Raw genomic sequence first — 12,974 nt, 5'->3', positions numbered from 1 at the left:
TTGGCGCGCCCTTCGGCGACAGCCGAGGCAAAACCGCGGTTGATGCAAGTACCCGCGCTTTGTTATCGTTGCGCCATGGCCTCACCCAAAAATGATTTTGCGATGTACTGCTGCGAACTCCTGTCGGGCGTGGGGCCCTGCGTCGCCAAACGCATGTTCGGCGGGTTCGGCATCAGCACCGGCGGCCTGACCTTCGCGCTGGTGGCCGACCTGGGCGGAGGCGAGATTTTGTGGCTCAAGGCCGATGAGGCCACGCGCGGCCTGTTCGAAGCCCAGGGCTGCAGCCGCTTCACCTACGAGATGACGCGCAACGGCGTTCGCTCCCCGCACAGTCTGGGCTACTACAGCGCGCCCGAAGAGGCCATGGAATCACCGTCCTTGATGCTGCCCTGGGCCCGCCTGGCGCTGGAGTGCGCGCTCAGGGCGCGCGCGGCCAAACCGGCCAAGAAGCCGAAACCAAAACCGAAAGCAAAAGCCCCCGCCAAGGCAAAAACCCAAGCCAAGGTGGCCCCGGCCAAAAAAAGCCGCGCATAAAAAAACCCGCAGCCTTGCGGCCGCGGGTTCAAAGCTCCCTTCCGGAAGGAGCCACTGACTAGAACGGTATGACTCGGAACTAGACGAGGTTGGACATGGCCAGCACGTTGTAGTTGTGCGGGTGCCGGCGCTGGTCGGCCTTGAAAGTGTCAAAGTCGTGGCCGGCCGCCATGGGGCGGGCGCGGGCGGTCAAAAAAACCATGGCCAAAGGGGTCAGCAGGGCCTCAACCGCCGCTGCCGCGCCCAGCACCAGGCCGCGGGCCAGGCGTCCCAGGGCGCCGGCGGCCAGGCCGAAGGCGGCGCGCAAGTCGCTCAGCGGCTGCAGCACGCCTGCGCGCCAGCCGGCCGGCTCGGCAACAGGCTGCCTGACGGCGGCGCAGGCCGCAACAGGCTCCCAGCTGAAATAAGCCGATGCGGCATGGCCCGCGCTGAAGGACTCGATCACGAGCGACTCACCGGCCTTGAGCGTCAGGCTCTCGCCCCGGCTCAGGAAATGGTCGCCGGCGCGCACCTCGGCGTCCAGGCTGGCGGAATCGAAGGTGGCCCAGACCCGGCCATGCGCAATTCGCAACACACCGGCCTGGGCGGCGTGCAAGGTCAGGGCCCGTCCCGCACCCAGCTTCCAGAAGCCCGCCAACCCGTCAACCTGGCCGGTGGTGGCATCGGTAGCCTGTTGCAAAAAGCGGTCGCCTGCGTGAGAAGCTGAGTGTTCCATGGTGTTCTCCAAAAAAGGCACAAAGTGAGTGATGAGGGTTGAATCATCTCGCTGCCGGCTTGCGCGGTCCAATGAAATCGCGGTAAGCTATTCATTCCATAATCGCATCAATCAATCAGGCCGAAATTGCCCTAATACCCCCGAACTGTCATGCTGCATTCACAAACACACTTGCGTTCCCGGCCGATTTCCGCAGGCCAGCTTCGGGCTTTCGAGGCCGTGGCGCGCCACCTCAATTTCCGCGCCGCCTCGGAGGAACTGGCCCTGACCCAGTCGGCCGTAAGCCGGCAGATCCAGGGCCTGGAAGAGGACGTGGGCGTGAGCCTTTTCCACCGCCACACCCGGGCCGTGGAGCTGACCGCCGCCGGCGGCATCCTGCTGCGGGCCGTCACACCCTCGCTGGAGCGCATAGACAACGCGGTGCGGCAGATACGCCAGACAGCAGGGCGCAAAAGCGTGTCGCTGACCACCTTTGCCTCCTTCGCCTCGATGTGGCTGATCCCGCGGCTGGAGGGCTTCCAGCGCGACAACCCCGACATCGACATCCGGATTGATGCGTCGGACGTCGCGGTGGACCTGGACATTTCGGACCTGGATTTAGCCCTGCGCTACGCCCCGGCCAGCCACATGCCGCCGGGCGCGATACGGCTTTTCGGCGAGCAGATCACGCCGGTCATCAGCCCCTGGCTGCTCAAAAGCGGGCCGCGCCTGAAGAAACCCGACGACCTCGCGCAGTTCACCCTGATCGAGGCAGGCGACGCCCACCAGACCCACCTGGAATGGCTGACCTGGCGGCGCTGGCTGGACGAGCATGCCAGCCCCAAGCTCGAGGCCAAGCGCTGGCTGTACTTCAATTACGCCTACCAGATGGTGCAGGCCACGCTGACGGGCCAAGGCGTGGTGCTGGCGCGCCTGCCGCTGATCGCCGAAAGCCTGGCCTCGGGCGACCTGGTCGAACCCCTGCCGCAGACGCGCATGGAGTCGCCCATGAGCTACTGGCTGATCGTGGGCCCGCGCAACGTGGCCAGGCCCGAGGTTGTGGCTTTTTGCGACTGGCTCAAAAGCCAGGCTGCGCTGACGCGTGAAGCGATTGGGGATGTGCCGGATCCGGATACGGTCGACAGTCTGGACTGACTGAGCCTCTGCCCACCCCTCGAGGCCCTTTCTTACTCCCTCTCCCAGGGGGAGAGGGAACTGGAAGCGGGTATCAGGCCGCGCCGCGCTTAAGCAGCCGCCCGGCCCTCGCCTGCACCTTGGCATTCGCCGCGTCGGCGTCGCCGGCCACATAGGCCAGCTCGCCGTTCACAAACACCTTCTCGATGCCTTCCGACACCGCGATCGGATCCTGGTAGGTCGCCACGTCGCGCACACGGGCCGGGTCCAGCACCACGACGTCGGCGTGCCAGCCGGGCTGCAGCTGGCCGCGCTGGTGCAGGCGGAAGTTGCGCGCCGACAGGCCGGTCATTTTGTAGATCGCGGTTTCGAGCGGGAAAAGATTTTGCTCGCGCCAGTAGCGGGCCAGCACGCGGGGGAAAGCGCCCCACAGGCGCGGGTGCGGATGCCTGTCGTGCGGCAGGCCGTCGGAGCCGATCATGGAGAGCGGGTGCGCGATGACGCGCTTGACGTCGTCCTCGTGCATCTGGAAATAGCAGGCGCCGCCTGGCTGCAGGCGGCGGCAGGCGGCTTTCTGGTCCACGCCCCATTCCTCGGCGATCGAGGCCAGCGTGCGGCCCATCATTTCGGGGTGCGGGGTGGACCAGCTCAGGAGGACGTCGATGACGCCGTCAACCAGGTCTTCGCGCAGCACGGTCGAGCCGGCCACATAGGGATAGACATCCATCGCGATGTCCTGGCGCTTGGCCAGCGTATCGATCAAGGGCAGCGTCTCGTGCGTGCGGCCCCAGTTGGCCGGGCCGGCGCATTTGTGGTGAGAGATCACCAGCGGCACGCCGGCCTCGAAGGCGCAGTCACTGGCCTCGTGCATGGCTTCCAGGATGTCGGCCATCTCTGAACGCATGTGGGTGGCATAGATGCCGCCGTAGCGCGCGACGACACGCGCCAGCGCGGTCACCTCGTCGGCCGGCGCCGGCATGGCTTCGGCATAGAACAGGCCCGAAGACATGCCGATCGCGCCCTGGGCCATGCACTGTTCCAGCAGGCTGCACATGGCGGCCACTTCCTCGGCGCTAGCTGCCCGGCTGAGGTCCCCCACACACGCATAACGCAGCGTGGTGTGGCCGATCAGCGGCGCCACGTTGACGGCCGGCTGCGCTTCGGCCACCGCCTCTGCATAGGCATCCACCGAAGGGTACTTGAACGAATTGCCCAGCAGGGTGAGAGCGCCCTGCGGTTCTTCCACCACAAAAGGCGCGACAGACAGGCCGCAGTTGCCGGTGACCACCGTGGTGACCCCTTGCGACAGCTTGGGAAACATGCCGGGTGCGTTCAGCACGATGGCATCGTCGTGCGTATGGACGTCGATGAAGCCGGGCGTGATGGCAAGGCCGGTGCAATCGTGCACCTGGACGTCGGCGATGGCCATGCCTTGCGGCAGGCGATGGCGCAGGCCCGGGCCGACGGCCGCAATACGGTCGTCCACCAGCAGCAGGTCGCCGGGTTGGCCGGGCGCGCCGGAGCCGTCCACCAACAGGCCGTTTTCAAGCAGAGTAACGCGGGTCATCGCACTTTTCCTATCGTGAGCTTGGCCCCTTCGTCCCAGTCGAGCCGGGGATGGTGGTGCATGTCCACGCCGCGCGTCTCCAGCGTGCGCTGGATGTTGGCCAGCCGGTTCACCGCCTTGTCGCCCAGCCGCTGCGCCACGAGCACGGTGAGAATTTCGATCACCGTCAGGTGCGCCAGGTAGGCTTCGGGGCCCACCGGCATCACCGGGTCGGGCGCCACCTCCACACCCAGCACAATGTCGGCCAAGGCCGCCAGCTGTGAGCCGGGCTGCGTCAGCGCGATGACGGTCGCGCCCTGCGAGCGCGCCACGTCCACGGCCTCCAGCAGCGAGGGCATGCCGCCGACGTGGGTGATGGCCATCACCACGCCGCGCGGGCCGATGGTGGCGGCCGAGATCAATTGCAGGTGCGGGTCCAGGTAGCTGCTGGCGGCCAGGCCCATGCGGAACAAGCGCGCCTGCAAGTCCGAGGCCATGAAGTTGGAGGTAACGCCGACACCGTAGCAATCGACCCGGGTGCCAGCGACGATGGCGTCGGCCGCCGCCTGCGTCGCCTCCACACTGAGCTGGGCTTGCACGCTGTTGATCACGATGGCGGCGCCGCGCGTCACCTTGGTGATCACCTGGCGGGTATCGTCGTCGAGGCGCACGCGCCGGTTCAGCGGTGAGCCGCCCACGGCCAGTTCCTGCGCCAGCGCCAGCTTGAACTCGCGCAGGCCCGGGTAGCCCAGGTCGCGGCAGGTGCGCATGATGGTGGGCACCGAGCTGCCGGCGCGCTGCGCCAGCTGCTCAAAACTTTCATCCACTACGCGCTGGGGGTCTTGCAGGATCAATTCCAGCACGCTGCGCCTGGACGTGGGAGCGCTGGCGATGGCGTCGGCGATTTTGGCAAGAACTTGTGAGGTCATGAGGACTTTGGTTGCGGTGCGTGGAAAGCTGCGCGGACCACTACACCAGGGAGATCAAACGATCTAAAAACACGTGACGAGGGCATCGCACACCGTGTAGTTTTCATCGACAACCGGCATCCAGCGCCATTTGTCGAAAGTGGTGCAGGGGTGGGAGATGCCCAGCGCGACCAGGTCGCCTACCTTGAGCGCGGCCAGTTCGGGGCCGCTGCCGCGCAGGTAGGCGTGCTGGTCGTTGAGCGCCGTGACTTTCCAGTCCGCCGGTGCGGCCACGGGTGCGGCGCCGGGTGCGTTGACCGAGGACAGCGGTATCGGCATTTCCAGGTCATAGGACAGGTCGCGCCGGCCCACAGCCAGGATGGCCAGGCCGGGCTCGGGGCAGGACTGCACCGTGGCCCAGACCTCGATGGCCGGTTTCAGTCCGTCGCCGTCGTGCAGGCGCGCATTGACCGAGCTGACCAGGCGCTTGTAGTTGCCATGGTCGTGCGTGATGTAGCAGCCCGAACGCAGCAGGCCGCGCACCGGCCGGGAGAGTTTGGGCGTGAGCCAGCCGCTGACCAGGTCGAAGATGGCCGAGCCGCCGGCCGTCATCAGGATTTCCTCGCTGTCGAACAGCCCCTGCTGGTCGCAGGTCAGGGCAATGTCGCAGGTGCGCCGCATGAGCGCATCGGCATAGGCTTTGTCCGCCGCCGAATCGCCGGTGGCACCCTGCCCTTCATAGGTCTCTATGCCGACCAGGCGGCAGGCCAGGCTGGTGCGTATGGCTGCGGCCAGGGCCATGGCATCGTCCTCATTGCGCACGCCGGTGCGCGCGCCCATGACGCCGATTTCCATCAGCACCTCAAAGGGGGCGACCATGAGGGCGGTATTGGCGCGCGCCCAGGCCTCGATCAGTGCGAGCTGGGCCAGCGAGTCGACCAGGAACACGATGCGCAGGCCGGGGTATTCGCGCAGCATGTCCTGGATGCCGGCCAGGTCGATGGCGTTCACGACCTGGTTGGCGATGACCAGGCGCGTGGCACCGGCGGTGATACCGGCCCGCATCTGGGTGACGGTGGCGAAGGTCAGGCCCCAGGCGCCTTCGTCAAGCTGGCGCTTGAGCAATTGCGGCGACATGGTGGTCTTGCCGTGCGGCGCCATGTCCACGCCCTGGCTCTTGGCAAAGCGCTGCATCCAGCCGAGGTTGTGTTTCATTGCCGACTGCTTGACGACGGCCAGCGGCAGCGGCAGGTCGCCTTTGAGCACGTTCCAGCCCTGTTTGCCCATGTCGGAGCGGCGCACCGGCCCGCTGGTGTGCGGAAAGCCCTTGAAGGAACGGTCAAGCTGCGGGTCGAGGACGTCTTGCAATGTGGTCATGAGATTTATTGTGATTGTCAGGCGACAGCCAATGTAGCAGCGGGCTCGGGAGCGACGGCCATGACGCCGGGAATGTCATCGCGGATGCAGGCCTTGAAGCGGCCATTGCCCATGTCGCGCAGTTCGGGGCGCGCCGTTGAGCAGGCGTCGATCGCATGCGGGCAGCGCGTGCGAAACACGCAGCCCGAGGGCGGGTTGACGGGGCTGGGAATGTCACCCTTGAGCGCGATGCGTTCGTTTTTGAGTTCGGGGTCGGGCTTGGGCGAGGCGGCCAGCAGCGCTTGCGTGTAAGGGTGCAGCGGCCGCGCAAAGAGCTCGGCAGTGGGCGCGACCTCCATCACGCGGCCCAGGTAGAGCACCACCACGCGGTCGCACAGGTATTCGACCACGTCGAGGTCGTGCGAGATGAACAGCATGGTCAGCGACAGGCGGTCGCGCAGGTCGCACAGCAGATTGACCACCTGCGCCTGGATGGACACGTCGAGCGCGGACAGCGGCTCGTCGGCCACGATGAACTCGGGCTCGACCGCGAGCGCCCGCGCCACGCCTATGCGCTGGCGCTGGCCGCCGGAAAATTCATGCGGGTAGCGGCTTGCATGCTCGGCGCGCAAGCCGACCAGCTCGAGCAGCTCGGCGATGCGTTTGCCCTGTGCTTCTTTGCCTTTGGCCAGGCCGTGCACCTGCAGCGCCTCGCCCAGGATGTCCTTGACCCGCATCTTGGGGTTCAGGCTGGCATAGGGGTCCTGGAAAATCATCTGCAGCTTGCTGCGCAGCGCGCGCATGCGGCTGCTCGAGGCACTGCCAAGGTCCTCGCCGCGGTACAGCACCTGGCCCGAGGTGGCTTCGATCAGGCGCAGCAGGGTGCGGCCTATGGTGCTTTTGCCCGAGCCGGATTCGCCGACCAGGCCCAGGGTTTCACCGGGCTGGATGCTGAAGGAAACGTCGTCGACCGCACGCACCGGTTTGGCGGCCGCGCCGAAATAACGCTGGAGGTTTTTCACCTCGATCAAAGGAGCGCTCATACTGATTCCACCGTGGCAACAGCTGTTTCTTCCACGCGTATGCAGCGCGCGACGCGGTTAGGGCCGGCACCCAGCAGCGCGGGCATGGCGTCGCGGCAAGGCGGTATCGCCAGGTCGCAGCGCGGTTCAAAAGCGCAGCCCGGCGGCGGCGCCAGCGGGCTGGAGACCTGGCCGCGTATGGCATAGAGCCGGCGTTTGGCACCGGTCTGGCCGCTGGCCAGTTCGCGCTTGCGCTGCTGCGCGGGCAAGCAGGCCAGCAGGCCTTGCGTGTAAGGGTGGCGCGGCTGCGCAAAGAGTTCGCGCACCGGCGCGGCCTCCACGATGCGGCCCGCGTACATCACGGCCACGTCGTCGGCATGGTGGGCCACCACGCCGAGGTTGTGGGTGATGAAAAGGATGCTCATGCCGGTCTCGGCCTGCAGCCGGCGCATGAGCTCCAGGATCTGCGCCTGTATGGTCACGTCCAGTGCGGTGGTGGGCTCGTCGGCGATCAGCAGCGTCGGGTTGCAGGCCATGGCCAGCGCGATCATCACGCGCTGGCGCATGCCGCCCGAGAGCTGGTGCGGGTATTCGTTCAGGCGCTGCGCGGCGGCCGGAATCTCGACCAGCTCCAGCATGCGCAGCGCATGGGCAAGCGCGGCCTTGCGGTCCAGCCCCATGTGCAGACGCACCGATTCGGCGATCTGCTCGCCCACGGTGAAGACCGGGTTCAGGCTGGTCATGGGCTCCTGGAAAATCATCGCGATCTCGTTGCCGCGTATGCGCCGCATCTCGGCCTCGGGCAGAGACAGCAGGTCCAGCGTCCGGCCGGCGCGGTTGGTGAACATCGCCTCGCCGCTGACCTGGGTGGAGGCGGTGCGCGACAAGAGGCGCATCAGCGTGAGGCTGGTCACCGACTTGCCGGAGCCCGACTCGCCGACCAGCGCGGTGGTCTTGCCCGGGCGTATGCTGAAACTCACGTCGGCGACGGAGCGGATAAGGCCTTCGTCGGTGTCGAAGAAGGTGCTGAGATGGCGGACTTCCAAGCGGTTCACATCGATTTCCTCAAGCGTGGATCCAACAGGTCGCGAATGCCGTCGCCCAGCAGCTGCAGCGAGAGCGCAGTGAGGATGATCGCCAGCCCCGGGAACAGCACGATCCACAGCGCCTGGTGGGCGTACTGCTGGCTGCCGGCCACCATGGTGCCCCAGGTCGGAATCTCGGGCGGCACGCCCACGCCCAGGAAGGACAGCGCGGCCTCGGCCAGGATGGCGTATGCAAAGATAAAGGAGGCCTGCACCAGAATGGGCGACATGAGGTTGGGCAGGATGTGGCGCAACAGGATGCGTGCGGTGGAGACGCCGACGGCGCGCGCAGCCTCAACGAACAGCAGCTCGCGCACCACGAGGGTGGAGGCGCGCACCACGCGCGCCACGCGCGGCGTGTAAACCAGCACCAGGGCCAGCACCACGTTCAGCATGGACGGCCCCAGGATGCCGACCAGCGCGATCGCCAGCAGGATGTCGGGAAAGGACATCATCGCGTCGACCACACGCATCACGGGCGCATCGAGCCTGCGAAAGAATCCCGCGACCAGGCCGAACAACGTGCCGCTGACCACGGAGCCCAGCGCGGTCAGCAATGCGATGGTCAGCGAATAGCGGCCGCCGAAGGCAATGCGGGCGAAAAGGTCGCGACCCAGTTCGTCGGTGCCGAACAAATGGGAGGACGAGGGCTGGGACAGCCGCTGGCTCACGGCGGTTTCGTTCGGGTCCAGGCCGCTCAGGGGACCGGCGAAGAGCGACACCAGGACGACTATCGCCAGAACGATGGCCGCGGCCAGCACGATGCGGCGACGGAACAGCTTGCGGAGAATCAGGGGCATCTGCATGTCAGTATTTCACCCGTGGATCAACGACGGTATAGAGCAGGTCGATGGCGAAGTTGATGACCACGTAGATCGCGGCCACCACCAGCAGCGCGCCCTGGATCACCGGGTAGTCGCGCCGTATCACAGCACTCACCACCAGGTTGCCCACGCCGGGCAGACCGAACACGGTCTCCGTCACCACCGCGCCGCCTATCATCAGCGCCACCGTCAAGCCAAGGACGGTGACGATGGGCACCAGCGCGTTGCGCAGCGCATGCTTGAGCACCACCACGTTTTCAGACAAACCCTTGGCCCGTGCGGTGCGAACATAGTCCTCGCCCAGCACGTCCAGCATGGAGGCGCGGGTAAAGCGGATGATCAGCGCCGAATTAAGCACCCCCAGCACCGTCGCAGGCAGCACCAGGCAATGGATGCGCTCGGCCAGCGAGGCGCCCGGCTCGCCATAGCCCGAGACCGGAAACCAGCCCAGCGAGACGGCGAATATCTGCATCAGCACCAGGCCAAACCAGAAGCTGGGCACGCTGGCGCCCAGCATCGCAAAGCCGGTAAAGGCCTGGTCCACGGGCTTGCCGCGAAACACCGCCGACACGATGCCGCAGGGCACACCGATCAACGCGGCAATCGCGACCGCCATCAGCGACAGCAAGGCGGTGGGCTCGGCCCGCTCCCAAAGCGCCTGGGTCACGGGCCGCTGCAGAAAGATCGATTCGCCCAGGTTGCCGTGTGCCAGTTCACGGATCCACAAGGCGAACTGCACCGGCAGGGACTTGTCCAGGCCGTAGACCTTCTGTACCCGGGCGATGTCTTCGGCCGTAGCCTGGTCGCCCAGCAGCACCGCGATCGGGTCACCCGGGGCGGCGCGCGTGAGGATGAACACCAGCACGGCCACGATGGCCATCACCACCAGCATGCCGCCCAGCCGGGACAAGAGATACCGTGTCATGACGTTGTTCTATTCAGTGATGCGAATTTTTTAACCATTCGAAGGCGCTCCAGATCAACCGCACTACACCCGGCAAAAAAAGAAACGAACCCAAACCAGCTCAAGCCGCGGAACCGGCTTTGCCGGGCCGCAGGCGGGCGGCCCCCTCGGGGGGCAGCGTATTACACGAAGTGAAAAGCGTGGGGGCTTATTTCAGGCTGGTGTTCCAGAAGAACGGATAGGTATACGGCGTGTAACCCTGCAGCGCCGGGGCGCGCGCCGACAGGCTGGCGAACTTGCCGACCTGGATGTAGGGCACCTCGTCGTAGACCACCTGCTGCACCTTGCCCCATAGCGCCCCGCGCTTGGCCGGGTTCGGCTCCTGGTTCAGCGCGGCCAGCGCCTCGGTCTTGGCGGGCGAGCTCCACCAGCCCGGCGCGCCATCACCCAGTTGCGGGGGCGAGAGCATGGGCTCGGGGAACAAGCCGGAATGCGTGATGTAGATATCCCACAACTTGGGGTCGGCACGGCGCTGCAGCAGCGTCGCCCACTCCACCACGTTCAGCTCGGCCTTGAAGCCGGCGCGCTTGAGCTGCTCGGCCATGATCAGCGCCATGTTGTAGTGGAAGTCGTACTGGCGGCTCGTCAGGATACGCACCGGCTCGCCTTTGTAGCCGGCCTGCTCGGCCTGGCTCTTGGCCTTCTTGGCATCGCGCTCGTTGTAAGCGGCGGTGCCGGCTGTCGAATAGAAAGGCGTGCCCTTGGGAAAGTGGTTGCCTTCGGCGATGAAAAAGCGCGTGTCGCCAAAGCCTGCCGCCAGCATTTCGCCTTCGCCCAGCGCGGTCTGCACTGCCTTGCGCACCGGCTGATGCGCGAGCGAGCCTTCCTTGGTGTTGAACACCAGGTAAGGAAATCCGAAAGAAGGCGTCATGATGGGCACCACCTTGCCGCCGGCCTTTTCCAGCCGCGGCAGGGCCTCGATCGGCAGCAGGTCGGCGTAGTGAAACTGGCCGGCCAGCGCGCCTTCCACCCGCGTGTTGGCATTGGGCACCGGGACGAAGCGCAGCTCTTCCACCGTGGCCACCCGCTTGCCGCCATAGCCGCTGGCAGCTTCCTTGCGCGCGACGTAGCCGTCGAAGCGGGTGAGCAGCACGTACTGGTCGGGCTTGCGTTCCTTGAACTTGTAAGGCCCGGTGCCCACATACTCGCGCAGCGGCTGGGCCAGCGATTCCTTGGCCATGATGGCCGCCATGCCTGAAGCCATGGCCAGCTGCGACAGCAGCGGCGCGTAGGCGTTCTTCAACGTGATGTCCACCGTGAGCGGCCCCTTGGCCGCCAGGTCGGCCACTTGCACCGCCACCGACTTGCCGCGCGGCGAGACGTCCATCCAGCGCTTGAGGCTGGCCACCACGTCATCGGCATTGAGTTCACGGCCGCTGTGCAGCATCACACCTTTTCGCAGGGTGATGGTGTAGAGCTTGCCGTCAGCCGAGATTTTCGGCATGGCCTCGGCCAGCATGGGCACCAGCGTCGCCTTGGCGTCGAAGGTAAACAGCGGCTCGTAAACGTGCTGCATGATGATGCAGACCAGGTCTGCCGGCGTGGACTGGATGTCCAGCGTCGGCGGCTCGGCCACCATGGCCAGATTCAGGGCCGATTTGCCGCCCTGCGCGGCGGCCGGGCCGAAACCGGCGCCGGCCGCACCCAGGGCCAGCAGGGAGGACAAGGCGGTGCGGCGGTGCATGCGGATTCCACGGGTCATACAAACTCCTGATTGAAGTTAAATTTCACGATTGAAGATTAATTGGTCTATAAATGGTATTTTTCAGGATAAACCCGAATAAAAGGCGAGATTCTGAAAATATTTTTCACCCTTACGATCAAACGGAACTTAAAAAGGAGTTTTTTATGCCTCTGGAATATTTGGGAAATCCCCCCCTGGCCTCCGACCACCAGCCTCGCCCGTTTTCGCCCGCAGTCCGCGCGGGTGATTTCGTCTACATCTCCGGCCAGGTGCCGGGCGACGAAAAAGGCGAGATCGTGCAGGGCGGCATCGAAGTGCAGACCCGCCAGGTCATGAAAAACATCCAGGCTGCGCTGGCTTTGGCCGGCTGCACGCTGGACGACGTCTGCAAGACCACGGTCTGGCTGCAGGACGCGCGCGACTTCGGCAGCTTTAACCGTGTTTATATGAGCTACTTCACAGGCGGGAAGCCGGCTCGGTCTACTACCGAGGCTCACTTGATGGTTGATGCGAGAGTGGAGATTGATGTTGTGGCTTATAAGCCGAAGGGTTGAGGCCGGTCTTGCTCCGGCGGGGGCGCTCCCCCTCTGAATCCTGCTGGCCGGGGGTTGCCCGGCGGCAAGTAACTTTGGCGAAACCCGCAAAGCGGGTTTTCTTTTGTTCGCCAAAAGGCGCGCTACGCGCGCGGGGTTCGCTCACTTCGCGTAGCGAAGTTACGCTAACACCAAAGTCACCAAAGAAAAGGCGACCCGCAGTCTGGGTCCCCTACGCTGCGCTACGGGGCAACCTGCGGTGCTCGACTACGGCGGGGTCTCGCGCAAACTCGCCTTCGGCTCAAACAAGCGCGATCCCTGATCCGCCTACGTCTGCGCTCCTCGGCCCAGCCAGGACGGGGCAATCGGGATCGGGAGCGGGGACAAAACACAAAGAATCAAACCAATACAAACAAGGACTCGCCACGGCGAGTCCTTGTTTCTTCAGGTATTGGCATTCCTTCCCCACCCCTTGTGGATGCGCCGAGGAGCGCAGGTCCAGACGGATAAGGGCAAAAACGTGTCTGAGCGAAGCGAGTTGTTTTTGACCCCGTCTGGACCGAGCACCGCAGGCTGCCCCGTAGCGAAGCGAAGGGGACGCAGACACCAGGGTCGCCGTTTGTTTTTCTTAATTTTATTTTTGCGAAGCAAAAGAAAAGTGAGTTTCCGCCGGGCAACCCCCCGCGCCCG

General features: G+C 65.3%; 12 protein-coding genes. 3 read left to right on the top strand and 9 right to left on the bottom strand.

Translation table 11 applies throughout. From position 1 onward, the window contains the following. Nucleotides 1-75 precede the first annotated feature (75 nt). Complete coding sequence (locus ACEN8I_RS08035; protein WP_413327804.1) at nucleotides 76-534, top strand: TfoX/Sxy family protein; 459 nt, start codon at nucleotides 76-78, stop codon at nucleotides 532-534. Nucleotides 535-613: 79 nt separating this feature from the next. On the opposite strand, the gene ACEN8I_RS08030 is transcribed toward ACEN8I_RS08035, so the two are convergent. Beyond that, a complete protein-coding gene (locus tag ACEN8I_RS08030; RefSeq protein ID WP_413327803.1) occupies nucleotides 614-1,249 on the bottom strand; it encodes a DUF2917 domain-containing protein in 636 nt (211 codons plus the stop codon). Between the two features lie 150 nt (nucleotides 1,250-1,399). Between ACEN8I_RS08030 and ACEN8I_RS08025 the strand changes: the two genes are divergently transcribed. Beyond that, a complete protein-coding gene (locus ACEN8I_RS08025) occupies nucleotides 1,400-2,383 on the top strand; it encodes a LysR substrate-binding domain-containing protein (RefSeq protein WP_413327802.1) in 984 nt (327 codons plus the stop codon). A 73-nt stretch (nucleotides 2,384-2,456) separates the two neighbouring features. On the opposite strand, the gene ACEN8I_RS08020 is transcribed toward ACEN8I_RS08025, so the two are convergent. The 8 genes from ACEN8I_RS08020 to ACEN8I_RS07985 all read right to left on the bottom strand — a co-directional run bounded on the left by ACEN8I_RS08020 (nucleotide 2,457) and on the right by ACEN8I_RS07985 (nucleotide 11,769). Then, on the bottom strand, nucleotides 2,457-3,929 hold the full coding sequence (locus tag ACEN8I_RS08020; protein ID WP_413327801.1) for an N-acyl-D-amino-acid deacylase family protein: 1,473 nt from the start codon (nucleotides 3,927-3,929) through the stop codon (nucleotides 2,457-2,459). Continuing rightward, on the bottom strand, nucleotides 3,926-4,837 hold the full coding sequence (locus ACEN8I_RS08015; protein ID WP_413327799.1) for a MurR/RpiR family transcriptional regulator: 912 nt from the start codon (nucleotides 4,835-4,837) through the stop codon (nucleotides 3,926-3,928). Before ACEN8I_RS08015 ends, ACEN8I_RS08020 begins: the two co-directional genes overlap by 4 nt. Nucleotides 4,838-4,900: 63 nt before the next feature. Further along, nucleotides 4,901-6,193 carry an alanine racemase gene (locus tag ACEN8I_RS08010; RefSeq protein WP_413327798.1) on the bottom strand — a complete coding sequence of 431 codons (1,293 nt, stop codon included), beginning with the start codon at nucleotides 6,191-6,193 and terminating at the stop codon, nucleotides 4,901-4,903. A gap of 17 nt (nucleotides 6,194-6,210) precedes the next feature. Continuing rightward, complete coding sequence (locus tag ACEN8I_RS08005; RefSeq protein WP_413327796.1) at nucleotides 6,211-7,215, bottom strand: ABC transporter ATP-binding protein; 1,005 nt, start codon at nucleotides 7,213-7,215, stop codon at nucleotides 6,211-6,213. After that, complete coding sequence (locus ACEN8I_RS08000) at nucleotides 7,212-8,249, bottom strand: ABC transporter ATP-binding protein (protein ID WP_413327793.1); 1,038 nt, start codon at nucleotides 8,247-8,249, stop codon at nucleotides 7,212-7,214. Before ACEN8I_RS08000 ends, ACEN8I_RS08005 begins: the two co-directional genes overlap by 4 nt. Further along, entirely contained in the window at nucleotides 8,246-9,085 is an 840-nt protein-coding gene (locus ACEN8I_RS07995; RefSeq protein ID WP_413327791.1) for an ABC transporter permease, read from the bottom strand. The genes ACEN8I_RS08000 and ACEN8I_RS07995 overlap by 4 nt, the downstream gene beginning before the upstream one ends. 1 nt (nucleotide 9,086) lies before the next feature. Continuing rightward, on the bottom strand, nucleotides 9,087-10,028 hold the full coding sequence (locus tag ACEN8I_RS07990) for an ABC transporter permease (protein ID WP_413327790.1): 942 nt from the start codon (nucleotides 10,026-10,028) through the stop codon (nucleotides 9,087-9,089). A 187-nt stretch (nucleotides 10,029-10,215) separates the two neighbouring features. After that, nucleotides 10,216-11,769, bottom strand: coding sequence for an ABC transporter substrate-binding protein (locus ACEN8I_RS07985; protein WP_413327789.1), 1,554 nt, complete (start codon nucleotides 11,767-11,769; stop codon nucleotides 10,216-10,218). 146 nt (nucleotides 11,770-11,915) lie between these two features. Here ACEN8I_RS07985 and ACEN8I_RS07980 point away from each other — a divergent pair, with 146 nt between their 5' ends. After that, complete coding sequence (locus tag ACEN8I_RS07980; protein ID WP_413327787.1) at nucleotides 11,916-12,305, top strand: RidA family protein; 390 nt, start codon at nucleotides 11,916-11,918, stop codon at nucleotides 12,303-12,305. Nucleotides 12,306-12,974 lie beyond the last annotated feature (669 nt).

Source organism: Polaromonas sp. CT11-55, assembly GCF_047303325.1.
GTDB lineage: Bacteria > Pseudomonadota > Gammaproteobacteria > Burkholderiales > Burkholderiaceae_C > Polaromonas.
Note: the sequence above shows the minus strand (reverse complement) of the source record. Positions and strands in the feature narration are given on the sequence as shown.